Raw genomic sequence first — 24,633 nt, 5'->3', positions numbered from 1 at the left:
ATGCTCGAGGGCTTACGCGACGCAACGCGACATGGGGGAGGTAGGATGAGTGCCGGTCATGAGCAAGCGATGCCTCTCTGAGCGCGACCAACGTTGTGCTGCTGGCGAGGAAGCCTCACCAGCCCTGTACGGCCGACCATAGCCCCTCGCGTTTACATCTGGAACGTCAGGCGAACAAAAATCGACCGAATCATTGACTTGCGGTATTTTCCGCATTTGTTCGCTCGTGAGATGCCCGGATTTCCGCCGTTTCTTCTGTTTCCGCTCAGCATTCCGGCGAGCGTTCGGAGGCGCTAGCCCAGAGTCCCGCCAGCCGTCAAGAGTTAACCGCAGCGATTCTCGGTTAACAACCTGCTGCATCAATATGACTGCCCGACGATGGCGCTTGTTAACAATGCGGAACAAACGAGAACGGATCGTGCGCGAATCGATGATGCAGCCGTTTTCGGCATTTGTTCCCGGCAAATATTGTGGTGTCGCGCCGCTGAAAGACAAGATCTTCGCCTCGATCAATCCCGCCATTTCAACGTCGAAAAGCGTCCTGCGCATCCGGTTCTTAACCGTCTGTATCAATATGGCGCAGGGCACACTATTCAGGTTTGCGTGCTTCGCTCTTCAATGGTTTGCCATCTATGGTGGCCTCCCGGGCAACAATGCGCACCGCACGACCCTTCATCTCACCGGAGGCTGCCACCGGAACCAGGATATCGCGCCCCAGGCTCGACGCGTGCACCGGTGCGAACCACACGGTGTAGACCGGGGGGTTGGCTCGGTTGCGCGCTGCGCGCTTCTTGGACAGGCCGGCAATGGATTTATATTGCACCCGGCACTGGTGAACGGGCCCCCGATAGCCGCTGCCCTTTTCCTGAAGCTGCGTCGTTCCGAGATAGGAGAAGCTGAGTTCGAACACCTCCTTGCCGTCATAGACCCGCTGGCTGCCGGCGCAGACCTTGCCGGGCGACGGCAGCAAGGCGTTCAGTACACCACTCAAGGGGTCCGGCAGCGTCTTCTCCACCGCCCTTTCGAGGTCCCTGCGGCGATCCTCGTCGAGGCTGTAGCTTCGCTCCACCTCCACGCGCGATGCGGTCCAGCGCAGCTGTGCGGTCCGGCGGTCCTTACCTTCCGCTTGGCTGTAGGTGAAGCGGGCTGGCTGTGCCGATGAAGACGTGAGCGCGCCGCTCGCCTGCATCTGCAGCTGCTCGTCCATGAAGAAGCCCACGAGCCCCGTGGTTTCAGCGTTCAGGACGGCGGTGTAGCCCTCGCGGGACAACCGGTACTCGACGCCAATGTCATAGACCCGGGTGCCGTGGGCGATCACATCGAAATCGAGCGTGATCTTCTCGGCCTGGGCCGCGGCGGGGGTCGCGCCGGCCACCATGAGTGGCGCGGCAGCCAGCAGCCCCGCGCGCAAGAGTCTGCCGGCTTGCAAAACGATCGAAAATGCCTGAGCCATCATCCGTTCCGTGGATATCGCCGGCAGCGCCGGCGGGATCTTCCCAAATGAGCTGAACCGCCAAACAATCAGGGGGCGCCGCACAGATTGGCAGCCGACCATGAATTCCGTCTATCATGGTGCCATGAATGCGCGCTGAATGAGGCTGCCGACTTGACGCGGGCCGCCTTCAACCCTTATAGCAGGCCAACCTTATCATCAGGTGCGCAAGCGCCGCGAGCCCCTTATTCCCGAAGGGACGGGCTCTAGACACAGCAAAATGACCGGAGCAGTAAGATGTCCCGCCGTTGCGAATTGACCGGGAAAGGCGTGCAGACTGGCAATAACGTCAGCCATGCCAACAACAAGACCCGCCGTCGCTTCCTGCCGAACTTGTGCAGCGTGCGGCTGATGAGCGAGAGGCTCAACCAGACCTATTCCTTTCGGGTGAGCGCCAACGCGCTGCGCAGTGTCGAGCATCGCGGCGGCCTCGATGCCTTCCTGCTCAAGGCGAAGGACGAAGATCTGTCGATGCAGGCGCGCCGCTTGAAGCGCCAGATCGAGAAAAAGGTCGCCGCCCAGGCCTCCTGAGCAAGGCCTTGCGGCAGGCGCCAGGGATCTGCCCGTGTCTCTACCAAACGAACCGGCTTGGCGCCTGATCATACCTGTGCTCGCCATGGCGGCGGTGGTGCTGGCCTCCAACGTCCTGGTGCAATATCCCTTCACGCCCCTCGGCCTCCAGGACGTGCTCACCTGGGGCGCGTTCACCTATCCCTGGGCCTTCTTCGTCACCGACCTGACCAACCGGCGCTTCGGTCCCATTATGGCCCGCCGCGTGGTCTATGTTGGCTTCGCGCTTGCCGTAGCGCTGTCGGTCATGCTCGCGGCGCCGCGCATCGCGCTGGCCTCCGGTTGCGCCTTCCTGCTCGCCCAGCTTCTGGACGTCGTCGTGTTCGACCGTCTTCGCCACCAGGCCTGGTGGCGCCCGCCGCTGGTTTCCTCCGTGCTGGGTTCGCTGCTCGACACCGCGGTCTTCTTCTCCCTGGCCTTCGCCGGCGCCGGGCTCGGCACGGCTGTTTACAATATCGGCAGCCACACCATTGAAATGCCGGTTTGGATCGGCTGGGCCTTCGGCGATCTCGTCGTGAAGCTCCTGGTGGCGCTGGTGATGCTGCTGCCCTTCCGTGCTTTGCGACGGATTATTCCGCCGCTGGAAACGGCGCACGCTCGCCGCGATCTGGCTGGCTCCCGCTAGCCTACCTTATCGGTGAGGGCGAACTGCAAGAGCAGAGTACGCTGCAGAAAGCCGTTGTAATTGTCGTCCGACATGATCAGCAGGCGCTGTTCGCCCTCTGCGCTGCGATAGGTGGCCAGCGCCTCCATATTGTCGATGCTGGTTTGCGGCCAGTCGGCAATCAGCAGAACCTCGCCTTGGAGGGTCGCGCCCGGTTTGATCCCTGTTGACGAGAAGCGCCGCAACGCCATGCGCAACCGCCGGTCGGACTGGGAAAAATCCCGCTCGAGCGTGACGATGTCCTGGTTGGGCAGGATCACCGCATCGGTGATGCTGAACGTCTCGAGCTTGGCGAAGGAAAATGCGATGGGCTTCTGTGGACCGAGCAGCCACGCCCGGATATTGCCTTGCTTGTCCCGGTTATGTTCGCTGATCGCCAGTAGGCGGTTTCGGAATGGTCCACCGGTGAAGCGGGCCAGCGATTCAAGCTGGGCATTGCGTGGCCCCTTCCGTATCGCGTCTGGCACGGCTGGTCCTGGCTCTGCCCGCGCGGCCAGCCCATGCTTGCCGAGATCGTAACGCTCGATCCGGACCCTGTTCTCGAAGCCGACCGCGACCGGCCCGTCCGGCCCAAGTTCGCTCAGCGCCGTCAGCGCCTCGGCATCCCGTGCATATTTCCGTCCCTCCCGCCGGCCTCCGGCGTTGAGAATCGGCCCCATTTCCGCGTCCGAGACGCCGACAAGCATGCCGCTGTTTCGATAGTCGACAGCGAGCCGCAACCACCATCCCTCATCGCTGACCGCCAGCAGCCGCCGGCCGTCGCCCGTAACGATCATCCCGGAGAACCCGCCAAACCGCGGATCGCTGCTGCTGAGCTCTAAGCCGCCACGCCAGGCAAGCTTGCCATAGATGTCGCTGCCGGGGCCCGCCGTGAACTCGATCGGCCGAGCACGCACGGTGATCGGGCCGAGGCCTGCGTCCTGGGCCGGAAGCCAAGCGCTCTGCCCGACCAGCAGGGCGAGCGTGAAGCTTGCGATCAGAAAGGCGGTGACAGCGAAACGGCGCATAGATCTTCCCAACCAAGAAACGTGCCAAAGCCTATAAGAAGGCTCTGTGACACATTTTCGACCGGAAGATCAGGCTGCGGTCCGGCGTCGTGCGCCACGCGGGCCCGGCTGGCCGCGCTGCGCGCCTCGGGGCGCGTCGTCATCGAACAACTCGGCGAGTTTCTCGGTCATGGCGCCGCCAAGCTCCTCCGCGTCCACGATAGTCACTGCCCGCCGGTAGTAGCGGGTGACGTCATGGCCGATGCCGATGGCGATCAGCTCGACAGGCGAGCGGGTCTCAATATCGGTGATGACCTGGCGCAAATGACGTTCCAGGAAATTGCCGGGATTGACCGACAGGGTCGAGTCGTCGACCGGAGCCCCGTCCGAAATGACCATGAGGATCCGCCGTTGCTCCCGCCGACCGAGCAGCCGGTTGTGGGCCCAGATCAGTGCCTCGCCGTCGATATTTTCCTTCAGCAGCCCTTCGCGCATCATCAGGCCGAGATTGCGACGGGCGCGGCGCCATGGCGTGTCGGCCGCCTTGTAGATGATATGACGCAAATCGTTCAGCCGTCCGGGCGCAGCGGGCTTGCCGGACGAAAGCCACCGCTCGCGCGATTGGCCACCCTTCCAGGCGCGGGTGGTGAAGCCCAGGATCTCGACCTTCACGCCGCAGCGCTCGAGCGTGCGCGCGAGAATATCGGCGCAGGTCGCCGCAACCGTGATCGGCCGCCCTCGCATGGAACCGGAATTGTCCAGAAGCAGCGTCACCACCGTGTCGCGGAAATTCGTGTCCTGCTCCATCTTGAACGAGAGCGGATGCAGCGGATCTGTCATCACTCGCGACAGCCGCGCCACGTCCAGAATGCCTTCCTCGAGATCGAACTCCCACGACCGGTTCTGCTTGGCGAGCAGCCGCCGCTGGAGCCGGTTGGCAAGCCGCGCGACCACCCCTTGCAAATGCGAGAGCTGCTTGTCGAGATAGTTCCGCAGGCGCTGCAGCTCATCCGCATCGCACAGGTCCTCTGCCGCGATCTCCTCGTCGAAGGCATGCGTGAAGACCTTGTAGAAGTCCTCGTTGGAAAGGCTTCCGAAGGGCAGTTGCGGGCGCCACGGCTCGCTGCCATCGGGAGCCTCCTCTGCCTCGGCGTCGTCGGGCACCTCGTCAACGTCCACGTCCGTGGTCTGCTGGTCACTGCTTTCGAGCTCGCCCTGGGCTTCGCGAACGTCCTCGCTCTCGGCGCTCTCCGCCTCCTGTGCCTCGCTTTCGCTGCCCTCCTCGGGCTGGCTGCCGTCGGCGCTCTCGCCCTCCTGCGAATCGTCCTCGTCCTGCTGGTCCGGGTCCTCGCCGAGCTCGTCGGCCATGTCCAAGGAGGCGATGATATCCCGCGTCATCCGCGCAAAGGCGGTCTGATCGGTTATGTGCTGCGTAAGCGAGTCGAGCTGCCGTCCCGCCTTCTCTTCGATCCACGGACGCCAGAGATCGACCAGCATCCGGGCATTGTCCGGCGGCTGGGCGCCGGTAAGGCGCTCGCGCACCATCAGGCCGACAGCTTCTTCGAGCGGCGCCTCCTTCCGGTCCCGCATCTGGGCAAGTGAGCGGCGCTGATAGCGGTCGTCGAGCATTGCCGAGAGGTTTGCGGCCATGCCGGCCATATCGCGCGCGCCGATCGCTTCAACCCGCGCCTGCTCTACCGCCTCGAACACGGCCCGCGCATTGCGGCCCTCGGGGCGGTAGCGGCTGTGCACCGTCTCATTGTGATTGGCAAGACGAAGCGAGAAGGCGTCTGCCACCCCGCGGGTGACCGCCACGTTGCGCGGGTCGAGTTCCCGGTCGACCTGCGGCAGCCGCGCCCGGTTACCCGACAGCCCTGGTGTCTCTCCGCCGAAGGTCACCTGCAGATCCGGCTCGTGCGCGATCGTCCGCATCGCGAGCGTGAGCGCCCGCTTGAACGGTTCCGATGGCGCTTCTTTGTCCGCCATGAGCTGCAGCTCCTTTTTGTCGATCAGGACAGGCTCACCTGCGCGGTCGATTCCGGCAATTCCTGCCCGAAGCAGCGCTGGTAGAACTCGGCCACCAGGCCGCGCTCCATCTCGTCGCACTTGTTGAGGAACGTCACCCGGAAGGCAAAGCCCAAGTCACCGAAGATCTCCGCGTTCTCGGCCCAGGTGATCACGGTACGTGGGCTCATGACCGTCGACAGGTCGCCGTTGATGAAGGCCGTGCGTGTCATGTCGGCCAGCCGCACCATGTCGGCCACGGTCTTGCGACCTTCCGGCGTGTTGAGCGCCTTCACCTTCGCCACGATAATCGCGTTCTCCTGCGCGGTCGGCAGGTAGTTGAGCGTGGTCACGATGCTCCAGCGGTCCATCTGGCCCTGGTTGATCTGCTGCGTGCCGTGATAGAGCCCTGACGTATCCCCCAGCCCCACCGTGTTGGCGGTGGCGAACAGGCGGAACGCCGGGTGTGGGCGGATGACGCGGTTCTGATCGAGCAGGGTGAGCTTGCCGGAAACCTCCAGCACGCGCTGGATCACGAACATGACGTCCGGACGGCCGGCATCGTATTCGTCGAACACCAGCGCCGTGTTGGTCTGCAGTGCCCACGGTAGGATACCTTCGCGGAACTCGGTCACCTGCTTGCCGTCGCGTAGCACGATCGCGTCCTTGCCAACCAGGTCGATGCGGCTGATGTGGCTATCGAGATTGACGCGCACGCAGGGCCAATTCAGTCGCGCGGCGACCTGCTCCACATGGGTCGACTTGCCGGTGCCGTGATAGCCGGTGATCATCACGCGGCGGTTATGGGCAAAGCCGGCCAGGATCGCCAACGTGGTTTCCCGATTGAACAGATAGTCTTCGTCGAGATCGGGAACGTGCTCGCTCGGCTGCGAGTAGGCAGGCACCTCCAGATCGCTGTCGATGCCAAAAACCTGCCGGACGGAAACCTTCATGTCCGGCAGTCCGGCCACTTCCCCATTAGCCTGAGGCTTCATTGAAATCCTTCCTAAGCGTTCGGTCACGCCCTATGTCGGCAATTCGCGCCAGCTTTAAAGGCCCAACCATCACAAAGGCCCAAAACGGTAACTTTACGATGGTTGAAGATGTGTAGTCTGCACCAAGCACCAGCCGCAAGCGCCAACCACATCCGATTAGCAGAATCCGACTGACTTCAGATAATTATAGGCATTGATCACGGCGCGAAGCTTGTCCTCACCGTCCCGATTCCCGCCATTGGTGTCGGGATGATGCCTTTTTACCAAACGCTTGAACTGGGCTTTCAGTGCCTCGGGGGTCGCATTTTCATCCAGCCCCATCACGTCCAGCGCCTTGCGCTCCGCGTTGCGGATCTGCCGTCGCGGTGCCGTGCCGGCTGAGCCCTCAGAACCCCCGAAGACCTCGTAGGGATCATAGAAGTCTCGGTTGTATCGGAATCCGTCATCCCGCGAGGCGTGTGACTGGCGGGTGTGATAGGCCCAGGAATTCTGCCCCAAACGCCAGGTCGGCCGGTGGCCATACATGGCCTGGCGCTGATAGTCGATGAACTCCTGGTCCCGCATTCCCTTGAAGTAGTTGTAGGACGCGTTGTACTCGCGCACGTGGTCGAAGCAGAAATGAAAATACTCGCCGTCCTGGCCGCGGCCTTTCGGCGCGGGATGCGTCGCCGGCTTTTCGCAGCCCGACCACTCGCAGCGCGGGGCATTGGTCTCCGCAGTGCGGTCTCGGTCTGGCTTTACGCGGATTCGATCGAAATATTTGGAGTCGAGCTTCATGTCGGGGTGATTATGGTGCGCATGCCTACCTCCCGCAACGCGACGATAGGCGTCACTGGACAAGGCTATATCTGAGGCTGTAGATCCCAAAAAATCGGTTATTCTGTCTCGTGTTACGCGGAACTGTGGAAATGCCCCTCGGACCTATCGGCCATGCCATTTCGGAGAAGCTGAGCCGTGCCTTCGCGCCGGCACGACTCGACATCGTGGACGAGTCGCATCTGCACCAGGGCCATGCGGGACACCATCCGGAAGGGGAAAGTCATTTCCGCGTTCATATCGTATCTGAGGCCTTCGCAAACAAGCGGGCCGTCGAGCGCCACCGAATGGTGAACCGCGTTCTGGCGGAAGAGCTGGCCAGCCGCGTGCATGCCCTGGCCATCACCGCAAAGGCACCGGGCGAATAGGCCCGCGCTCGCCCTTCAATTAGCGCGCCGCCAGTTCCTCCGCGAGAAAGGCCTCAACCGCCGCGTCATCCACGTCCCGGCTGACGAAGGCCTCGCCGATACCGCGCACCAGAATGAAGGTGAGCTTGCCGGCCACCGCTTTTTTGTCCTGACGCATGAAGGCCACCAGACCTTTCGCATCGGGCAGGGAACCGTCGATCTGGCCGAGGGTTGTCGGCAGGCCCACCGCAGCCAAATGCCGGATCACTTCAGTTGCTGTGCCCGGCGAACATAGCCCCAGCCGCTCGGAGAACCGGAAGGCCAGCGCCATACCGATCGCCACCGCCTCGCCGTGGATGAGCCGGCTCGAATAGCCAGTGGCGGCCTCCAGGGCATGCCCGAATGTATGGCCGAGATTGAGCAGGGCGCGCCGGCCTGTTTCGAACTCGTCCTCCGCGACGATCGCCGCCTTGGCGCGGCAGCAGGTGGCCACCGCCTGCCATCGCTCGGGGCCGTCCTGCGCCGCGATGGCCTCATGGTGGGCATCGAGCCAGCGGAAGAAGGCCGCATCCCCCAGCAGCCCGTATTTAACCACCTCCGCATAGCCTGCCCGGAATTCGCGCGTGGGCAGGGTGTCGAGCAGGCTGGTATCGGCGAGCACCATGTCCGGCTGGTGAAAAGCGCCGATCAGGTTCTTGCCGTGTCGGACGTTGATGCCGGTCTTGCCGCCGACAGAGGAATCAACTTGGGCCAGCAGCGTTGTCGGCACCTGGATGAAGCGGACGCCGCGGCGCAGAATGGCGGCGGCGAAGCCGACCAGATCGCCGATCACCCCGCCGCCCAGGGCGATGACATGGTCGCGCCGCTCGATCGCCGCGCCGAGCAGGCTGTCGCAGACCCTCTCCAAAGCGGCGAAGCTTTTGCTCTGCTCGCCCGGCGGCACAATGATGACCTCAGCCGAGATGCCCGTGGCAGCTAGCGAGGCTTGCAGCCTTTCGAGATGCAGCGCTGCCACGGTCTCGTCAGTGACCACGGCAGTATGCGGCCGAGCCAGCAACGGCCGGACCAGCTCACCCGCCCGCGCCAGCAGAGCCGGGCCCACGTGGACGGGATAGCGGCGATCGCCCAACTCCACCATGACCGTTTCAGCCGCCCCGGTCCGCGCCGTCGGCGCACTGGTCTCGGCCGCTGAATGTTCCATCATGGCCTCTCGTCTGCTGGCGAGGCCTTGTCGGCCAAGGCGCGCAGTATGTCGTTCACCACCTGATCATGCGGGACATCGCGGCTCTCGATCGTGATGTCCGCCTGAGCGTATATCGGATGCCGCTGGTCCATCAGCCGCTGCATCACGCCCTCCGGGTCATCGCTATAGAGCAGGGGCCGGTTCGATCGGCGCCGCACCCGTTTCATCAGCACGCTGAGCTCGGCCCGCAACCAAACGGAGATGCCGTGAGCGCGAATCGCCCCGCGGGTTGATTCGTCCATATAGGCGCCGCCACCCGTCGCCAATACCTGCGGCCCTTCCAAAAGCAGGCGCTGGATCACGCGCCGCTCGCCTTCCCGAAAATAGGGCTCCCCATGATCGGCGAAAATCTCCGGTATGGTCTTGCCGGCAGCGGCCTCGATTTCGTGGTCCGCATCTACAAAGCGCAGGCCGAGCCGCTGCGCCAGCCTCCGTCCGACAGTGGTTTTGCCCGCGCCCATCAGGCCGATGAGGACGATGCAGCGGCCACCGAGACTGTCGGCAACGGTCCGCTCCAGGTCGGATATCTTGACGAGAGAGCTGGCGGTCATGACGTCTGGACACTCCTGCAGGTCCGTGCGGTTCGGTTTTAGACCCTTGCCGCACCGATCGCAAAGAGCAACACGAATGGCAAGGCTGATAATCAGTCCGTTACTTGCCCGCCCACGGCGGAGGCGTTATCCATGAGAGGTGAACGGATCGTAGGTCTCGGGCTATTTGGAGTTTGCGGCAAAAATGCCCGGTAGTCTAAGATTCCTGCTGATTCTCGGGTGCCTGGGTGGCCTCGTCTATGGTGCTGTCTATGCGCTGTCGACCATGAGGCCCGAGCAGAGCACCGTGGTGAAGCAGGTGCCCAGTGACAGGCTTTTCCGCTGACGGACGGCTGATCGAGAGCTTTCTCGAGATGCTGAGTGCCGAGCGGGGTGCAGCGGAGAACACGCTGGACGCCTATGCGCGTGACCTCGGCGACTACCGAGGGTTCCTCGTGGAGCGGCGGCGCACCATTGCCGATGCCGGGAGCGATGATCTGCGCGCCTATCTCGGCGCGCTCGAAGCGGCCGGCCTCTCCGCGACCACGGCCGCTCGCCGGCTCTCCGCCCTCCGCCAATTCCACCGCTTTCTCTATGCCGAAGGAATTCGGGCGGATGATCCCACGGCGGTGCTCGAAAGCCCACGTCCGAGGCGGGCTCTGCCAAAGGTGCTCTCGGTCCAGCAGGTAGACCAGCTGCTCGCCTTGGCGCGCCAGGAGGTGGACTATGCTCGCTTGCCGGGTGACCGCCTGCGCGCAGCCCGCTTGCATTGCCTCCTGGAGCTCCTGTACGCAACCGGTCTGCGGGTCTCGGAACTGGTCTCGCTCACCGTTCTCACAGCCAAGGCCGATGAACGGTTCCTCACCATTCGCGGCAAGGGCGGCCGCGAGCGGCTGGTGCCGCTGAGCACGGCAGCTCGTAAGGCGGTCGACCTCTATAGGGTCGTAGCGGCCGAGGGTGCGGAAAGCACGGAAAGCTCTCCCTGGCTATTCCCTTCGCATGGCGAGAGCGGTCACATCACCCGCCAATACTTCGCCCAGGAGCTGAAGGGGCTCGCGGCGCGTGCCGGCCTCGACCCGAACTTGGTCTCGCCTCACGTGCTGCGCCATGCCTTCGCCAGCCATCTGCTCGCGGGCGGTGCCGACCTCCGTGCTGTCCAGCAGATGCTGGGGCACGCCGATATCTCGACAACCCAAATCTACACGCATGTGCTGGCTGAGCGGCTGAAGCAAGTGCTCGCTCAGCATCCGCTGGCCGGTTGACATCCTCCGCGCGCCTCGCCACTGTCCGCCCCGGCCAGTGCGCCCTATATGTGCTTGGGCCCATTCACGCCAGGGGATGCAAGACAGGGAATGCGTACTTTTCTCGACTTCGAAAGCTCGATCGCCGAGCTCGAAGGCAAAATTGCCGAACTCAAGGCGATCGCTGCCGCCAACGGCTCCTCGATGCAGATCGAGGAGGAGGTGCGGCAGCTCGAGCAGAAGACCGCCCGCAGTCTGGCCCAGCTCTACGAGTCTCTGCAGCCCTGGCAGAAGATGCAGGTGGCGCGGCATCCCGAGCGGCCACATTTCCTCGACTACACCCGCTTTCTGTTCACCGACTTCACCCCCCTGGCTGGCGACCGCAAATTCGCCGAGGACAGGGCGATCCTCGGCGGACCGGCCCGGTTCAAGGGCATGCCGGTGATGATCATCGGCCAGGAGAAAGGCGCCGATACCGCCTCTCGCCTGAAGCACAATTTCGGCATGGCCCGGCCAGAAGGGTACCGGAAGGCGGTCCGGCTCATGGAGCTGGCCGACCGGTTCGAGTTGCCCGTCATCACCTTTGTCGACACCGCCGGCGCCTATCCTGGCATCGGCGCAGAGGAACGTGGCCAGGCCGAAGCCATCGCCCGGTCGACGGAATGTTGCCTGCGCGTCGGTGTGCCCCTGGTCTCGATCATCATCGGCGAAGGCGGCTCTGGTGGCGCCGTGGCGCTGGCCACGGCCAATGTGGTGCTCATGCTTGAGCATTCCATCTATTCCGTGATTTCGCCCGAAGGCGCGTCCTCCATCCTTTGGCGCGATTCCACTCGCGCCAAAGATGCGGCAACGGCCATGAAGATTACCGCCGATGACTTGAAGCGGCTCGGCGTCATCGACGAAATCATCCACGAGCCGGTGGGTGGCGCCCATCGCGCACCGGAACAGATCATGACCGCGGTCGGCGAGGCGATTTCCAGTCACCTGGACCGTTTACAAAACCTGGCGCCCGAAGAACTGCGCCATGCCCGCCGCGAAAAGTTCCTGGCCATTGGCCGCAATCTGTAGCGACGAATTCACGGCAAGGAGGGCAGCCTGTGACCTGGCGACAAGGTGAACATCGATCACATTGCCAAGTGTCTTCGACATAGTTAAGGCTTTGACAACGCGTTTTGTGCAGGCTTGCGTTCCCGGGGGAAGAGGGTTCATCAGCCGTGACGTTCCCGATGGTTTTGAGGTTGTTTCTTGTCGCTTGTCTGAGCCTTGTTCTCGCGGCCTGCAAATTCAGCACTGAGCCCGACAAGGCGCTCAAGCCGCTGTCGAAGGAGACCAAGGCCCTGCTTGCCGCGAAGGGAGTGGCGCCCGGAGCGCCTCTCTATGTGCGCATCTTCAAGCAGGAATCGGAATTCGAGGTCTGGATGGCCAACGCGTCCGGCACCTACACCCATGTCAAGACCTACAATGTCTGCAACTGGTCTGGCGACCTCGGGCCGAAGCTGAAGGAAGGCGACAAGCAGGCGCCGGAGGGCTTCTATGTGGTGACCCCGGCCCAGATGAACCCGCGCAGCGCCTATCACCTCTCCTTCAACATCGGCTACCCCAACGCCTTCGATAAGGCGAACGGCCGCACCGGCTCGGCCCTCATGGTTCATGGGGGCTGCCGCTCTGCTGGTTGCTATGCCATGACCGACGAGGCGGTCGAGGAAATCTTTGCGCTGGCGCGCGAGGCTTTCATCGCCGGGCAGCGAGACTTCCCGATCGCCGCCTTTCCCTTCCGCATGACCGACGAGAACATGGCCTTCCGCAAGGACCACGAATGGTATGCCTTCTGGCAGAACCTGAAGGAAGGCTACGACTTTTTCGAGAAGAACCGGCGCCCGCCAATCGTAGGCGTGCAAGATAAGAAATACGTGTTCTTCGACAGCAACAGCGCGGTACCCGACGTGTTCCGCGTTAGTGCCGCCAGCGCAAGCCCTGATGCCCCCCGCCTGATCCAGGGGTGGTGACGGGCCTGCTCCTGATGCCTTTTGCGCAGCTACCGCACCGCCCCGTGGCAGTGCTTGTACTTGCGTCCTGAGCCGCAAGGGCAAGGCGCATTCCGTTGCACCTTCCCCCATGTTGCGGGGTTGTTCGGGTCGACCGCTGCCGCAGACGCTGCGCCAAAGCGCGCCGCCTGCCGCCCGAATCTGCCTTCCGCTTCCGCCATGGCCAGGGCCAACTCGTCTTCCCCCGTGAATGGATCCGCATGATGCGCCTGCATCGGCGGCAGGGCATCGTGCCGCAGCAACTCCGGCGGCGGCGCCTCCTGCATGATCTCGACCCGCATCATCTGGGCGGTGACCGCTTCGCGCAGCTTGGCCAGCATGCCCTCGAACAGGGTGAATGACTCGGTCTTGTACTCGTTCAGCGGATCGCGCTGCGCATAGCCGCGCAAGCCCACTGCCTGGCGCAGGTGCTCGAGCATCACCAGGTGCTCGCGCCACAGGTGGTCTAGCGTCTGCAGCAGCACCGCCTTCTCGATCTGCCGCATGATTTCCGGCGTGAAGCGTTGCCGCTTGGCTTCATAGGCCTCATCGACCGCCTTGAGGATGCGCTCGCGGATCTCCTCGTCCGCTATACCCTCCTCCCGCGCCCAATCCTCGATCGGCAGGTCGAAATTCAGAACCTCCTGCACCCTCTGGTGCAGGCCGGCCGCGTCCCATTGCTCCGCATAGGCCCGCTCGGGGATGTGCTCCGCGACTAGGTCATGCACCACCTGGTGGCGCATGTCATCGATGGTCTCCGAGACCTCCTCGCCGCGCATGATCTCGATGCGCTGCTCGAAAATCACCTTGCGCTGGTCGTTCATGACATCGTCGAACTTGAGCACGTTCTTGCGAGCATCGAAGTTCCGCGCCTCGACCTTCTGCTGCGCCTTCTCCAGCGCTTTGTTGATCCAGGGATGCACGATCGCCTCGCCCTCCTGGATCCCGAGCCGTTGCAGCATGGTATCCATGCGCTCCGACCCGAAGATGCGCATCAGGTCGTCTTCGAGCGACAGGAAGAACCGGGAGCGGCCGGGGTCGCCCTGCCGGCCGGAGCGGCCGCGCAGCTGGTTGTCGATGCGCCGGCTCTCATGGCGCTCCGTACCAACCACGAAGAGGCCGCCCGCTGCGATCGCCTGGGCCTTGCGCTCCTCCACCTCGGCGAGAATCGCATCGGCGCGCCGCTTGTACTCCTCCTCGTCGGTGACGTCCGCAAGCTCCGTTTTGATGCGCATCTCGGCATTGCCGCCAAGCTGAATGTCGGTGCCGCGGCCCGCCATATTGGTGGCGATGGTGACCGCGCCCGGCACGCCGGCCTGAGCGATGATCTGCGCCTCCTGTTCGTGATAGCGCGCATTGAGCACGCTGTGCGGGATCTTGTGCTCCCGCAGCATAGCGGACAGGATCTCGGATTTCTCTATGGACGCCGTGCCCACCAGCAGCGGTTGGCCGCGCTTGCGGCAATCCTTCACCAGCTCGATGATCGCCTGATACTTCTCGCGAGCGGTACGGTAGACCTCGTCGTCTTCGTCGAGCCGCTGGACCGGTTTGTTGGTAGGTATCTCCACCACTTCCAGCTTGTAGATATCCAGGAACTCGTTGGCCTCGGTCATGGCCGTGCCAGTCATGCCGGCCAGCTTCTTGTAGAGCCGGAAGTAGTTCTGGAATGTGATCGAGGCGAGCGTCTGGTTCTCGGGCTGGATCGCCACCCGCTCCTTCGCTTCGAGCGCCTGGTGCAGCCCGTCGGAATAGCGGCGCCCGGGCATCATGCGGCCGGTGAACTCGTCGATGATGATCACCTGGCCGTCCTTCACGATATAGTCCCGATCGCGCTGGAACAGTTTGTGCGCCTTTAGCGCCTGGTTGACGTGGTGCACGACGGAAACGTTCTCTACGTCGTAAAGCGATTCGCCCTCCAGCAGCCCCGCTTCCTGCAGCATCGTCTCGAGCAGCTGGTTGCCTTCTTCCGTCAGGGTGACTGTCCGCTGCTTCTCATCCACCTCGTAGTGCTCCGGCGCGAGGCGCGGGATGAACTCGTCGATGGTGAGGTAGAGTTCGGACTTATCTTCGAGCGGACCTGAGATGATGAGTGGCGTCCGCGCCTCGTCGATGAGGATCGAGTCCACCTCGTCCACGATGGCGAACTCATGCCCGCGTTGCACCATGTCCTGCAGGTCGAACTTCATGTTGTCGCGGAGATAGTCGAACCCGAGCTCGTTGTTGGTGCCATAGGTGATGTCGCAGGCATAGGCCTCGCGGCGCTGCTGGTCATCGAGCCCGTGGACGATGCAGCCGACCGTCAGCCCCAGGAACTTGTAGATGCGGCCCATCCACTCCGCGTCGCGCTGGGCAAGGTAATCGTTCACCGTCACCACATGCACGCCCTTGCCGGTCAGGGCGTTGAGGTAGCCCGGGGCAGTCGACACCAGCGTCTTGCCCTCGCCGGTGCGCATCTCGGAAATCTTGCCCTCGTGCTGGACCATCCCGCCGATCAGCTGCACGTCGAAATGGCGCTGGCCGAGCGTGCGCTTGGCCGCCTCGCGCACTGTGGCGAAAGCGGGAATCAGCAGGTCATCCAGGGTCTTGCCAGCCGCGAGTTGCGCCTTGAACTTATCGGTTTGCGCTTTCAGCTCGTCGTCGCTGAGCTTCTCCATCTCCGGCTCGAGCGCATTGATCGCCGCGACCTTTTCGGAATAGCGCTTCAGCCGCCGCGTATTCGACTGACCGAAGATCTTTGCGGTGAGCGCTGAGAACGAGACCATGAGCAAAGTCCTTAAGGGGCAATCGCATCGGCGGCATTGCCACGCCTTGGCAACATTATTTCCCGCGTCTTCTAATCGAGGGAAGGGGTGAGCGCAATTTGCGATGTGTCGCGCTCGGCCGGGGGTTCCAGCCACGCTCGCACCCGCCTCGTAAAAACGTGATCGGGCATAATGACGGCAGAACGCCGCATCGCTCCCTCAAATAGTCGCCCCAATAGCCGCTTTCAATCGCGGGCCGCTTGGGTTTGCCCCATCTTGGCCGCTTGCCAGGAGGCGGCTTTCCCGCCATTGTGGCGCCGATGGGGCTCAACAGGAAAGAACAACCCAGGCGCCCGTCGGCACAATCTCGCCGAAATATTGGACCAAGAGACGAAGCTGAAGAACCCGCGCGGAGGCGTGGCGGTAAGAGGTTGGGAGATACTATGACGTTGAGATACGGGCTGTGCACAGCCGCAGCCGTTGCGATCGCCGCGGCGATCGCGCCGTTGGCGCAAGCGCCCGTGGCGCAGGCACAGCAGGCGGCGCCGGATGACCCGGTGGTGGCGAAGGTCAACGGCTATGAGATCAAGGCTTCGGAGGTGAAACTCGCGGCGGATGACCTGCCGCAGTTGGCTGAGGTGCCCCCGCAGCTTCGCTATGCCTTCGTGGTCGAGTATCTTGTCGAGCGGCATCTGATGGCACAGGAGGCCGTCAAGGAAGCGATCGCCGAGACCAACGAGTATAAGAAGCGGCTTGCCTTCTACCAGGCCAAGGCGCTGCGCGACGCCTATTTCCACGAGAAGATCCAGCCCACCGTCAACGAGGAGGATGTCCGCAAGCTCTACGACCAGGAAGCCGCCAAGGTGAACAGTGTCGAGCGTGTGCATGCGCGCCACATCCTGGTCGACACCGAAGAGCAGGCCAGGGACGCCCTCGCCAAGATCGAGGCTGGCGCCAATTTCGCCGACCTCGCCAAGCAGATCAGCAAGGACGGCTCGGCTCAGTACGGTGGCGATCTCGGCTTCTTCAGCGCCGACGAGATGGTGCCCGAATTCTCAAAGGCCGCCTTCGCCCTTCAGCCTGGCCAGGTGTCTCAGCCCGTGCAGACCAACTATGGCTGGCACATCATCAAGGTCGAGGAGCGCAAGGTGGGCGGCGCCGAGCCTTTTGACAAGGTGAAGAACGGCCTGCGCATGATCGTGCTCCGCCAGAAGGTGCAGGAGAAGGTGGCTGAGCTCCGCAAGAGCGCCGATGTCGAGATGGTCGACCCAGACCTGCAACGCCTGCAATCGCAGATGGAGCAGATGCGCAACGGCCAGATGCCTACCGTCTCGGGTGAGGGCGGCACCAAGCCGGCCGCGCAAGGACAGTAGACGAGGCCCCGGGCGCGGCTATTATGACGCGGCGGCGCGGCCCTCGGGCTGGCCGCCCGCTTCTGTTGCTGACGACACATCAAGCCTTGGATCTGACTGATGGCTGCCAAGCACCCCGTCTCGCCTCTCGCGCCAGCCGGCTTTCCCGCTTTGCCTCCGGTCCAGGGGGTCCGCTTCGCCGCCGCCGCGGCCGGCATCCGCTATAGCGGCCGCACCGATTTGATGCTGGCGGTGATGGACGAAGGCACGGTGGCAGCGGGCGCGCTCACCCGGTCGAAAACGGCCTCGGCGCCGGTGGACTGGTGCCGGCGGCAGCTAGACCATGGTCGCGCCCGTGCGCTCTTGGTCAATTCGGGCAACGCCAACGCCTTTACCGGCCGGCTCGGCGACGAAGCCGTGAGGGTGAGCGCCGAGGCTCTGGCCAGGGCTGTCCGGTGCCCTGTAGACACCGTTTACCTCGCCTCCACTGGTGTCATTGGCGAGCCGCTGCCCACCGAGCCGATCGTCCGGGCCCTCGACGCCGGCCTTGCCTTGAGGGTCTCGGCGGATGCCTGGGAAGAGGCGGCCCGGGCCATCATGACCACCGATACCTTTCCAAAGGCGGCGACCGCTACCGCCAATGTCGGCGGCGCCACGGTGACCATCAACGGCATCGTCAAGGGCTCCGGCATGATCGCCCCGGACATGGCCACCATGCTGGGCTTCATCTTCACCGACGCGGCCATCCCGCAACCGGTGCTGCAGGAGCTGCTCTCGGCAAGCGCGGACAGGAGCTTCAACTGCATCACCGTCGATAGCGATACCTCGACCAGCGACACCGTGCTGCTGTTTGCCACCGGCCAAGCCGGCAATGCCTTACCCGCCCGCGCGGACGAGCAGTTGCTCGCCGATTTCCGCCGGGCGCTCGATGAGGTAACCCGCGAGCTGGCGCTGCTGGTGGTGCGCGACGGCGAGGGCGCACAGAAGCTGGTGACCATCACGGTGACCGGCGCCGATTCCGATTTGGCCGCCCGCCGCATCGGCCTGGCGATCGGCAATTCGCCCCTGGTCAAGACGGCCATTGCCGGTGAGGACGCCAACTGGGGCCGCATCGTGATGGCGGTGGGCAAATCGGGTGAGGCCGTCTCGCGCGATAATCTGCGGATCGAGATCGGTGGCGTACTCGTCGCCGCCCATGGCCAGCGGGATCCCGCCTACCGGGAAGAGCAGATCGTGCCGCATATGAAGGGCCGCGAAATCGATATCGCGGTGGATGTCGGGGTGGGGCGGGGGCGCGCCACTGTGTGGACCTGCGATCTCACCCACGGCTATATCGACATCAACGCCGATTACCGCAGCTGAATTCCAAAACCGCGAGATCGTGAGCAAATGAAGATGGTGCTCGTCGCCGCCTGCGCCTTGGTCGATGCCGATGGCCGCGTGCTCATCGCCAAGCGCCCGGAAGGCAAGGTCATGGCCGGCCTTTGGGAGTTTCCCGGCGGCAAGGTCGAAGCCGGCGAGACGCCGGAGCGAGCACTGATCCGCGAGCTGAAGGAGGAGCTCAGCATCGACGTGACGGCCGCCTGTCTGGCGCCGCTAACCTTCGCCAGCCACACTTACGAGCATTTCCACCTGCTGATGCCGCTTTATGTCTGCCGCCGCTGGTCCGGCGCCGTGACTGCGCGCGAAGGCCAGGAATTTGCTTGGGTCAAGCCCCTCAATCTGCGGAATTATCCGATGCCGCCCGCCGACTTGCCGCTGATCCCGCACTTGCGCGATGCGCTCTGACCACCGCGGAAGCTTGTGCTCCACCGTGTTCAGCGCATCCGCCAGCCTCGCCTTGGCACTGCCAGGTCGCAACGGTTTCTGCTGGTTCTCATGGGGCGCCCAGCCGATCAGATAGATGATCTGGAATGTCGCCCGGACACGCCCATCCGGATCGGAGAACTGCTGGACATAAGCTTCGCAGGCATCCATCAGCACCGAACGTCGCAGCGGTCGCCTGCTGCGGGAGACGAGCGCATTGCCGGCTCCCATCGCCTTGAGGTCCCGCATGAGGGTGAGCGGGTCCGCATAGCGAACCGTCAGCCGGTCTGCATCAACCACCGGCAGGGCGAAGCCGGCCCGCTGCAGCAGGGCGCCGGCGTCGCGGATATCGAGGAAGGGCGATACGCGCGGCGATGCCCCGGACGAACTCTGTGCCTCCGCCAGCAGCAGCGATGTACGCAACTCGCTCAGCGTATCCCCGCCGAACATGGCAGCCAGAAGCAAGCCGTCCGGACGCAAGGCCCGCCGCATTTGAATGAGGGCGCCGGGCAGATCATTCACCCAATGCAGGGTCAAGCCGCTGATGATGCAGTCGAGACTTCCTTGCGCGAAGGGCAGGGCCTCCTCGTCGCAGACCAGATCGGCGCCGGGATGATCCGTCACGTCAGCTGCCAGAGGCAGACCGATCCGCTCCGGCATGCCCAGCGCGGTGGCGAACTGCCGCGCGCCAGCGGCGAGCACGACGCTTGCAGAGAACCGGCGGGTGATCAGGCTCAGCCTGTCTGCAAGCTCCGGGATGACGGCGGCGCTGAGAAAATCCGCCGCGCCGCCGCTGCGGGCGAGCGCCGCGGTGCGACGGGCGCGGACCAGCGCGCGGTCGAACACCACAGGTGTCAGGCTTGCGGGGGAGCTGCGATCGGCTGCCATGGCTACAAATATGGCGATGACGATCGAATGCGCCAGCTTTGCGTAAGAATGGTTGTGGATTTCGTGGGCCGGCGGCGGGAACCTCTTGCTCTTTGCTCAGGGGCGGCGGCCAAATAGCCAGCGCGAGAAGGGCACATGGACCACGCGGCACGATGGAGCGCTGAGTTCGGGACGGCCGCAAGGCTGGCGCTCGACCTCGTCCTGCCGCCCCAATGCCTGTGCTGCAAGGCGCGGACAGCGACCCCGCGCAGCCTCTGCGCCAAATGCTGGCAAGGGCTGACCTTCCTCGAGCCCCCCTTGTGCGATCGGCTCGGCATTCCCTTCCCCTATGATCAGGGCGAAGGGGTGCTCAGTGCGTTGGCCCTCGCGCGGCCGCCGCTTTTCGCCCGGGCGCGCGGTGCCGTCGCCTATGACGAGATCTCGCGCGAGCTGGTGCATGCCGGCAAGTATCGCGATCGGCATGACGCGCTCAACTGCATGGCTCGCATGATGATGCGGGCCGGCCGCCACCTCATCGCGGATGCGGATCTCATCGTGCCGGTGCCTTTACACTGGAAGCGCCTATGGTCGCGGCGATACAACCAGTCGGCCATACTGGCCCGCAAGATCGCGAAGGCCAGCGGGCGCTCCTGGGCACCACGCGCGCTGAAACGGGTGCGCGCCACCTCCTCCCAGGTCATGCTGGACGAGCGCGCCCGCCGTCGCAATGTCCGCAAGGCCTTTGCGGTGCCCCCGGTTCATCGGGGTCTTGTCGCGGGAAAGCGCGTTCTGCTAATAGATGATGTGCTCACCACAGGCGCCACCAGCAGCGCCTGCACGAAAACCCTGCTCGCCACAGGCGCAAGCGCGGTTGACGTGCTTGTGTTCGCGCTTGTCTTGGACCCCGCGCACATCCATATATGACAGGGATGTGGCGGTCTGGCCGCAGCCCTAGGGCGGCTAGGCAGTTTCCGGTCGCCTCATAAGGGAAATCGCAGCACGGATATGGCCAAGGTCACGATCTACACGACGAGCACCTGCCCTTATTGCCTTGCAGCAAAGAGCCTTCTTAACCGCAAGGGTGTTACCTTCGAGGAAATAGACGTCGCGGGCGACCCGGACCGGCGGGCGGCAATGACGCAGCGCGCCAATGGCCGGCGCACAGTCCCGCAGATCTTTATCGGCGATCGCCATGTGGGCGGCTTCGATGACGTGAATGCGTTGGACAGGGCCGGCAAGCTGGATGCCCTGCTCCAGGCGTAGTGAGGATCATATGAGCGGATCGCCGTCTGCCAAGTTCACCGCGGCCTGCGTTCAGATGTGCTCCGGCCGTAATGTCGAGGCCAATATCGAAGCGGCTGTGGAACTCGTCACCGACGCTGCCATGGCCGGCGCCAGTTTCATCGCCACGCCAGAAATGACCTCGATCATGGAGAACGATCGGCCGAGGCTGCTCGCTTCCCTGAAGCCCCAGGACGAAGATCCGGCGCTGCATCGCCTGTCGGCCTTGGCGCGTGAGCTCTCGGTCTGGCTGCTCATCGGCTCGCTGCCCATTCGCCAGGGCGAAAAGGCGGTTAACCGCTCATTTCTGATCGATCCGCAGGGCGCGATCGCCGCCCGCTACGACAAGATTCACATGTTCGACGTCGATCTAGCCAATGGAGAGAGCTACCGCGAGTCCGCGAGCTTCGTTGCGGGGGAGGAGTCAGTCATGGCTGATCTGCCGTGGTGCCAACTCGGCATGACCATCTGCTACGATGTACGCTTTCCTCAGCTCTACCGCGTGCTTGCCGAGAGCGGCGCGAGCGTCTTCTCGGTTCCCGCCGCTTTCACGAAGCAGACCGGCGAGGCCCATTGGCATGTGCTGCAGCGCGCCCGGGCCATCGAGAACGGCGCTTTCGTCATTGCGCCGGCCCAGGGCGGCCGCCACGAAAACAAGCGTGAAACCTATGGCCATAGCCTGATCGTCTCACCCTGGGGTGAAATCCTGGCGGAAGCCGGCACCGAGCCTGGCATTATCCTGGCCGAGATCGACCTGATCCTCGTTGCGCAGGCGCGCGAGCGCATTCCCTCGTTGAAGAACGGCCGTGCGTTCAGCTGCCCGCGCCCAGCCCCCACCCTGAAGGCTGCGTCATGATCCGCTACGACCTGGTTTGCGGCGAGGGCCATGAGTTCGACGGCTGGTTCGCCAACAGCGAGACCTTCGAGAAGCAGGCCGCGGCGAAGCTGATCGATTGCCCCCATTGCGGCGACACGGCGGTGAGTAAAGCCATCATGGCCCCGCGCATAAATCGCGCTGGCGAGGCCGAGAAGGGCAAACAGGCCGAGCCGCCGACTGCGCCCCCGGAAATGGCCGAGCTGATCACACTGCTTCGGCGCATAAAGCGGCACGTGCTGGAGAATGCCGAGAATGTGGGTGAGCGCTTCGCCGAAGAGGCGCGCAAGATCCACTACGACGAGGCCGAGCGCCGCAGCATCTATGGCGAGGCGTCGGCCGAGGATGCGCGTGCCCTCCTCGAGGAAGGTATCGAGATCCATGCCCTGCCGGTGCTGCCGGAAGAGGCGAACTGATACTGCCGTTTTCTGCGAATCCCGTCACGCCCGGCCGCGCCTTGCGCCGAGCCGGGCATCCAGGGGAATACGGTACCGGCTTGCCTCTTGGCCCTAGACTCTGGGGTGCCGCCTCAAGCGCGGAAATGACGCAAACGGGAATCTAGCCGGAAACCCGTCCTGCCCTGCCTAAGCAGCGGCGGCCACAGCTGGCTTCTCCACCAGCATCATGTAGTTGACCGAGCTGTCTTCCGAGCGGCGCCAGGTGCCGTCCAGTGGATTGAATACGATACCGGTCAAATCGCAACTGGCGAGACCGGCCGCGCGGCACAAAGCCTCCAGCTCGTCCGGTGTGATGAATTTCTCCCAATGATGGGTGCCGCGCGGTAGCCAGCCCAGCACATATTCCGCACCGATGATGGCCAGCGCGAAGGATCTGAAGGTTCGGTTCAGGGTGGCGAGCACCATGATGCCGCCAGGCTTCAGCATTTCGGCGCATCGGGCGATATAATGTGCCGGTTCCGCCACATGTTCGATGACTTCCATGTTCAGGATCACGTCGAACTTTTCGCCCTTCGCCGCAAGGTCCTCCGCCGTGGCCACCCGATAGTCGATCGCGAGCCCCTGCGCGGCGGCATGCACCCCGGCGGTGCGGATATTCCGTTCTGCGGGATCAACCCCCACCACATCCGCCCCAAGCCGTGCCATCGGCTCAGTCAGGAGGCCGCCCCCGCAACCGATGTCGAGCAGCCGCAGTCCGGAAAACGGACGCAAGGACAAGGGATCGCGGCCGAACCGAGCGCAGACCTGCGACTTGATGTAGGCAAGCCGCACCGGGTTGAATTTATGCAGAACCGCGAACTTGCCTTTCGGGTCCCACCATTGCTCGGCAAGGGCCGAAAACTTTGCAAGCTCGCCCGCATCCACGGTGGACTGCGCAGCGTTTTCGACCTCTGCCATGGCTGTGCCCGTAAATTTCGCCGTCACGTATTAATTGCATATCAAAAGTGCGGTGAGTATGACTACCGCCGCCGTCCGGAACGCTGCTTGCCCCGACGGTCGATGTCAACCATACCTCAATCGGGAACCCTAGACGGAAACGTCGTGGTGAAGGCGGAGCATGGGCCGTCTGGTCATGAAATTCGGCGGCACGTCTGTCGCGGATATCGCGCGTATCCGCAACGTGGCACGCCATGTGGAGCGCGAAGTCAAGGCCGGCCATGAAGTGGCCGTTGTGGTCTCGGCCATGGCGGGTACCACCGACCGCCTGGTCGGGTGGACAAGGGAGGCCGCGTCGCTGCATGATTCGCGCGAATATGACGTGGTGGTTGCATCCGGCGAGCAGGTGACCGCCGGCCTCGCCGCCATCGTGCTGCAGGAGATGGGGATACCCGCGCGCTCCTGGCTGGGCTGGCAGGTGCCGATCGAGACCGACTCGATGCATGGCGCCGCCCGGATCATGGGCATCGACCCCAAGGGCATCATCGAGCGCTTTGCCCAGGGCCAGGTGGCGGTTGTCGCGGGCTTCCAGGGCATTAGCCGCGATGGCCGCGTCACCACGCTGGGCCGCGGCGGATCCGATACCAGCGCGGTCGCTCTCGCGGCAGCGCTCAACGCCCGCTGCGATATTTATACGGATGTCGACGGGGTCTACACGACCGACCCGCGGATCGTTGCCAAGGCCCGCAAGATCGCTAGGATCTCTTACGAGGAGATGCTCGAAATGGCCTCCCTCGGCGCCAAGGTGCTGCAGACCCGGTCGGTGGAGCTGGCCATGGTCCATCGGGTGCCGCTTCAGGTGCGTTCGAGCTTCGAGGTACCGGATGGGCCCAACCAGAACACGGTCGATGGAAGCGGGCCTGGCACGATCGTGTGTGATGAGGAAGACATAGTGGAACAGCAGGTCGTCACCGGCATTGCCTATTCGAAGGACGAGGGAAAGGTCACTGTTGTGCGCGTGCCGGACCGCCCGGGCATATCGGCCAGCCTCTTCGGGCCGCTTGCCGAAACCGGTATCAGCGTCGACATGATCGTGCAGAATGTCTCGGCTGACGGGCATACCGATATCACCTTCACCGTTCCCCAAAAGGACCTCGACCGTGCCCTCAAAGTCATCGGTGATCACAAGAACCAGATCGGCTACGATAGCCTGAAGGCCGCGCGTGACGTGGCCAAGGTTTCGGTGATCGGGGTCGGCATGCGCAGCCATGCCGGCGTGGCGGCAGACATGTTCAAGGCGCTCGCCGAGAAGAGCATCAACATCCAAGCGATCACCACCTCGGAGATCAAGATCAGCGTTCTGATCGATGCTGCCTATACGGAACTCGCCGTGCGCACGCTTCACACCACCTACAATCTTGATGGGCATTGAATGTGCGATGCGGAGGTAGCATGACCGACTTCAT

24 protein-coding genes and 1 pseudogene are annotated in these 24,633 nt (G+C 63.7%); 15 read left to right on the top strand and 10 right to left on the bottom strand.

All coding sequences use genetic code 11. The features are described from left to right. Positions 1-589 precede the first annotated feature (589 nt). The gene (locus E4P09_RS22255; protein WP_170984576.1) at positions 590-1,453 is read right to left on the bottom strand and encodes a DUF3108 domain-containing protein; all 864 of its coding nucleotides are present in this window, start codon (positions 1,451-1,453) and stop codon (positions 590-592) included. Positions 1,454-1,729: 276 nt separating this feature from the next. Between E4P09_RS22255 and rpmB the strand changes: the two genes are divergently transcribed. Further along, positions 1,730-2,023: a 50S ribosomal protein L28 gene (rpmB, locus tag E4P09_RS22250; protein WP_137391834.1), complete on the top strand. Its 294-nt coding sequence runs from the start codon at positions 1,730-1,732 to the stop codon at positions 2,021-2,023. A gap of 85 nt (positions 2,024-2,108) precedes the next feature. Further along, positions 2,109-2,687 (top strand): queuosine precursor transporter, encoded by a 579-nt coding sequence (locus E4P09_RS22245; protein ID WP_137391913.1) that lies wholly within the window; start codon positions 2,109-2,111, stop codon positions 2,685-2,687. On the opposite strand, the gene E4P09_RS22240 is transcribed toward E4P09_RS22245, so the two are convergent. From E4P09_RS22240 to E4P09_RS22225, 4 genes are all read right to left on the bottom strand, one after another. Then, positions 2,684-3,733: an esterase-like activity of phytase family protein gene (locus E4P09_RS22240; protein ID WP_137391833.1), complete on the bottom strand. Its 1,050-nt coding sequence runs from the start codon at positions 3,731-3,733 to the stop codon at positions 2,684-2,686. The two genes, E4P09_RS22245 and E4P09_RS22240, sit on opposite strands and share 4 nt — an antisense overlap. Before the next feature lie 69 nt (positions 3,734-3,802). Next, the gene (cobT, locus tag E4P09_RS22235) at positions 3,803-5,698 is read right to left on the bottom strand and encodes a cobaltochelatase subunit CobT (protein ID WP_137391832.1); all 1,896 of its coding nucleotides are present in this window, start codon (positions 5,696-5,698) and stop codon (positions 3,803-3,805) included. A 23-nt stretch (positions 5,699-5,721) separates the two neighbouring features. Beyond that, complete coding sequence (cobS, locus tag E4P09_RS22230) at positions 5,722-6,711, bottom strand: cobaltochelatase subunit CobS (protein ID WP_137391831.1); 990 nt, start codon at positions 6,709-6,711, stop codon at positions 5,722-5,724. A gap of 156 nt (positions 6,712-6,867) precedes the next feature. Then, on the bottom strand, positions 6,868-7,488 hold the full coding sequence (locus tag E4P09_RS22225; RefSeq protein ID WP_137391830.1) for a J domain-containing protein: 621 nt from the start codon (positions 7,486-7,488) through the stop codon (positions 6,868-6,870). Between the two features lie 131 nt (positions 7,489-7,619). On the opposite strand from E4P09_RS22225, the gene E4P09_RS22220 reads away from it, so the two are divergent. Next, a complete protein-coding gene (locus tag E4P09_RS22220) occupies positions 7,620-7,895 on the top strand; it encodes a BolA family protein (RefSeq protein ID WP_137391829.1) in 276 nt (91 codons plus the stop codon). Positions 7,896-7,914: 19 nt separating this feature from the next. On the opposite strand, the gene aroB is transcribed toward E4P09_RS22220, so the two are convergent. Together aroB and E4P09_RS26095 are read right to left on the bottom strand one after the other, a co-directional pair. Next, positions 7,915-9,075, bottom strand: a complete 1,161-nt coding sequence (gene aroB / locus E4P09_RS22215; protein ID WP_205042259.1) for a 3-dehydroquinate synthase — start codon at positions 9,073-9,075, stop codon at positions 7,915-7,917. Next, on the bottom strand, positions 9,075-9,668 hold the full coding sequence (locus tag E4P09_RS26095) for a shikimate kinase (RefSeq protein WP_170984574.1): 594 nt from the start codon (positions 9,666-9,668) through the stop codon (positions 9,075-9,077). Before E4P09_RS26095 ends, aroB begins: the two co-directional genes overlap by 1 nt. Before the next feature lie 184 nt (positions 9,669-9,852). Between E4P09_RS26095 and E4P09_RS26290 the strand changes: the two genes are divergently transcribed. From E4P09_RS26290 to E4P09_RS22200, 4 genes are all read left to right on the top strand, one after another. Then, positions 9,853-9,993, top strand: a complete 141-nt coding sequence (locus E4P09_RS26290; protein WP_205042248.1) for a histidine kinase — start codon at positions 9,853-9,855, stop codon at positions 9,991-9,993. Continuing rightward, a complete protein-coding gene (locus E4P09_RS22210) occupies positions 9,974-10,909 on the top strand; it encodes a site-specific tyrosine recombinase XerD (protein ID WP_275406503.1) in 936 nt (311 codons plus the stop codon). Before E4P09_RS26290 ends, E4P09_RS22210 begins: the two co-directional genes overlap by 20 nt. A gap of 90 nt (positions 10,910-10,999) precedes the next feature. Further along, the gene (locus E4P09_RS22205; RefSeq protein ID WP_137391828.1) at positions 11,000-11,956 is read left to right on the top strand and encodes an acetyl-CoA carboxylase carboxyltransferase subunit alpha; all 957 of its coding nucleotides are present in this window, start codon (positions 11,000-11,002) and stop codon (positions 11,954-11,956) included. 158 nt (positions 11,957-12,114) lie between these two features. After that, a complete protein-coding gene (locus E4P09_RS22200; RefSeq protein ID WP_137391827.1) occupies positions 12,115-12,894 on the top strand; it encodes a L,D-transpeptidase family protein in 780 nt (259 codons plus the stop codon). 29 nt (positions 12,895-12,923) lie between these two features. On the opposite strand, the gene secA is transcribed toward E4P09_RS22200, so the two are convergent. Next, positions 12,924-15,674, bottom strand: coding sequence for a preprotein translocase subunit SecA (secA, locus tag E4P09_RS22195; protein WP_137391826.1), 2,751 nt, complete (start codon positions 15,672-15,674; stop codon positions 12,924-12,926). Between the two features lie 422 nt (positions 15,675-16,096). Here secA and E4P09_RS22190 point away from each other — a divergent pair, with 422 nt between their 5' ends. The 3 genes from E4P09_RS22190 (at position 16,097) to mutT (ending at position 18,793) form a co-directional block, all read left to right on the top strand. Next, positions 16,097-17,026: a peptidylprolyl isomerase gene (locus tag E4P09_RS22190; protein WP_170984573.1), complete on the top strand. Its 930-nt coding sequence runs from the start codon at positions 16,097-16,099 to the stop codon at positions 17,024-17,026. 99 nt (positions 17,027-17,125) lie between these two features. Next, on the top strand, positions 17,126-18,367 hold the full coding sequence (gene argJ, locus E4P09_RS22185; RefSeq protein WP_137391824.1) for a bifunctional glutamate N-acetyltransferase/amino-acid acetyltransferase ArgJ: 1,242 nt from the start codon (positions 17,126-17,128) through the stop codon (positions 18,365-18,367). A gap of 27 nt (positions 18,368-18,394) precedes the next feature. Beyond that, complete coding sequence (gene mutT / locus E4P09_RS22180; RefSeq protein ID WP_137391823.1) at positions 18,395-18,793, top strand: 8-oxo-dGTP diphosphatase MutT; 399 nt, start codon at positions 18,395-18,397, stop codon at positions 18,791-18,793. A 336-nt stretch (positions 18,794-19,129) separates the two neighbouring features. On the opposite strand, the pseudogene E4P09_RS26805 reads toward mutT, so the two are convergent. Then, a pseudogene (locus tag E4P09_RS26805) lies at positions 19,130-19,471 on the bottom strand (methyltransferase domain-containing protein); the annotation flags it as partial. A 363-nt stretch (positions 19,472-19,834) separates the two neighbouring features. Here E4P09_RS26805 and E4P09_RS22170 point away from each other — a divergent pair. The 4 genes from E4P09_RS22170 (at position 19,835) to E4P09_RS22155 (ending at position 22,249) form a co-directional block, all read left to right on the top strand. Further along, entirely contained in the window at positions 19,835-20,602 is a 768-nt protein-coding gene (locus E4P09_RS22170; protein WP_137391822.1) for a ComF family protein, read from the top strand. A gap of 81 nt (positions 20,603-20,683) precedes the next feature. After that, positions 20,684-20,941, top strand: coding sequence for a glutaredoxin 3 (grxC, locus tag E4P09_RS22165; protein ID WP_137391821.1), 258 nt, complete (start codon positions 20,684-20,686; stop codon positions 20,939-20,941). A gap of 10 nt (positions 20,942-20,951) precedes the next feature. Beyond that, positions 20,952-21,815, top strand: coding sequence for a carbon-nitrogen hydrolase family protein (locus E4P09_RS22160; protein ID WP_137391820.1), 864 nt, complete (start codon positions 20,952-20,954; stop codon positions 21,813-21,815). After that, positions 21,812-22,249: a DUF1178 family protein gene (locus tag E4P09_RS22155; protein ID WP_137391819.1), complete on the top strand. Its 438-nt coding sequence runs from the start codon at positions 21,812-21,814 to the stop codon at positions 22,247-22,249. Before E4P09_RS22160 ends, E4P09_RS22155 begins: the two co-directional genes overlap by 4 nt. 168 nt (positions 22,250-22,417) lie before the next feature. Here E4P09_RS22155 and ubiG read toward each other — a convergent pair whose 3' ends face one another. After that, positions 22,418-23,188: a bifunctional 2-polyprenyl-6-hydroxyphenol methylase/3-demethylubiquinol 3-O-methyltransferase UbiG gene (ubiG, locus tag E4P09_RS22150; protein WP_137391818.1), complete on the bottom strand. Its 771-nt coding sequence runs from the start codon at positions 23,186-23,188 to the stop codon at positions 22,418-22,420. Between the two features lie 160 nt (positions 23,189-23,348). Here ubiG and E4P09_RS22145 point away from each other — a divergent pair, with 160 nt between their 5' ends. Further along, the gene (locus tag E4P09_RS22145; RefSeq protein ID WP_137391817.1) at positions 23,349-24,599 is read left to right on the top strand and encodes an aspartate kinase; all 1,251 of its coding nucleotides are present in this window, start codon (positions 23,349-23,351) and stop codon (positions 24,597-24,599) included. Positions 24,600-24,633: the final 34 nt, after the last annotated feature.

The organism is Rhodoligotrophos defluvii, assembly GCF_005281615.1.
In the GTDB taxonomy this organism is placed as follows: domain Bacteria; phylum Pseudomonadota; class Alphaproteobacteria; order Rhizobiales; family Im1; genus Rhodoligotrophos; species Rhodoligotrophos defluvii.
Note: the sequence above shows the minus strand (reverse complement) of the source record. Positions and strands in the feature narration are given on the sequence as shown.

What these genes read in the sequence shown, in the direction of transcription:
- cobT (WP_137391832.1), bottom strand. Translation starts at nt 5,698, where the DNA reads ATGGCGGACAAAGAAGCGCCATCGGAACCGTTCAAGCGGGCGCTCACG.
- E4P09_RS22245 (WP_137391913.1), top strand. Translation starts at nt 2,109, where the DNA reads ATGGCGGCGGTGGTGCTGGCCTCCAACGTCCTGGTGCAATATCCCTTC.
- E4P09_RS22145 (WP_137391817.1), top strand. Translation starts at nt 23,349, where the DNA reads ATGGGCCGTCTGGTCATGAAATTCGGCGGCACGTCTGTCGCGGATATC.
- E4P09_RS22190 (WP_170984573.1), top strand. Translation starts at nt 16,097, where the DNA reads ATGACGTTGAGATACGGGCTGTGCACAGCCGCAGCCGTTGCGATCGCC.
- E4P09_RS22170 (WP_137391822.1), top strand. Translation starts at nt 19,835, where the DNA reads ATGGACCACGCGGCACGATGGAGCGCTGAGTTCGGGACGGCCGCAAGG.
- rpmB (WP_137391834.1), top strand. Translation starts at nt 1,730, where the DNA reads ATGTCCCGCCGTTGCGAATTGACCGGGAAAGGCGTGCAGACTGGCAAT.
- argJ (WP_137391824.1), top strand. Translation starts at nt 17,126, where the DNA reads ATGGCTGCCAAGCACCCCGTCTCGCCTCTCGCGCCAGCCGGCTTTCCC.
- E4P09_RS22240 (WP_137391833.1), bottom strand. Translation starts at nt 3,733, where the DNA reads ATGCGCCGTTTCGCTGTCACCGCCTTTCTGATCGCAAGCTTCACGCTC.
- cobS (WP_137391831.1), bottom strand. Translation starts at nt 6,711, where the DNA reads ATGAAGCCTCAGGCTAATGGGGAAGTGGCCGGACTGCCGGACATGAAG.
- E4P09_RS26095 (WP_170984574.1), bottom strand. Translation starts at nt 9,668, where the DNA reads ATGACCGCCAGCTCTCTCGTCAAGATATCCGACCTGGAGCGGACCGTT.
- E4P09_RS22205 (WP_137391828.1), top strand. Translation starts at nt 11,000, where the DNA reads ATGCGTACTTTTCTCGACTTCGAAAGCTCGATCGCCGAGCTCGAAGGC.
- aroB (WP_205042259.1), bottom strand. Translation starts at nt 9,075, where the DNA reads ATGGAACATTCAGCGGCCGAGACCAGTGCGCCGACGGCGCGGACCGGG.
- E4P09_RS22255 (WP_170984576.1), bottom strand. Translation starts at nt 1,453, where the DNA reads ATGGCTCAGGCATTTTCGATCGTTTTGCAAGCCGGCAGACTCTTGCGC.
- ubiG (WP_137391818.1), bottom strand. Translation starts at nt 23,188, where the DNA reads ATGGCAGAGGTCGAAAACGCTGCGCAGTCCACCGTGGATGCGGGCGAG.
- E4P09_RS22200 (WP_137391827.1), top strand. Translation starts at nt 12,115, where the DNA reads ATGGTTTTGAGGTTGTTTCTTGTCGCTTGTCTGAGCCTTGTTCTCGCG.
- E4P09_RS22160 (WP_137391820.1), top strand. Translation starts at nt 20,952, where the DNA reads ATGAGCGGATCGCCGTCTGCCAAGTTCACCGCGGCCTGCGTTCAGATG.
- mutT (WP_137391823.1), top strand. Translation starts at nt 18,395, where the DNA reads ATGAAGATGGTGCTCGTCGCCGCCTGCGCCTTGGTCGATGCCGATGGC.
- E4P09_RS26290 (WP_205042248.1), top strand. Translation starts at nt 9,853, where the DNA reads ATGCCCGGTAGTCTAAGATTCCTGCTGATTCTCGGGTGCCTGGGTGGC.
- E4P09_RS22155 (WP_137391819.1), top strand. Translation starts at nt 21,812, where the DNA reads ATGATCCGCTACGACCTGGTTTGCGGCGAGGGCCATGAGTTCGACGGC.
- secA (WP_137391826.1), bottom strand. Translation starts at nt 15,674, where the DNA reads ATGGTCTCGTTCTCAGCGCTCACCGCAAAGATCTTCGGTCAGTCGAAT.
- E4P09_RS22220 (WP_137391829.1), top strand. Translation starts at nt 7,620, where the DNA reads ATGCCCCTCGGACCTATCGGCCATGCCATTTCGGAGAAGCTGAGCCGT.
- grxC (WP_137391821.1), top strand. Translation starts at nt 20,684, where the DNA reads ATGGCCAAGGTCACGATCTACACGACGAGCACCTGCCCTTATTGCCTT.
- E4P09_RS22225 (WP_137391830.1), bottom strand. Translation starts at nt 7,488, where the DNA reads ATGAAGCTCGACTCCAAATATTTCGATCGAATCCGCGTAAAGCCAGAC.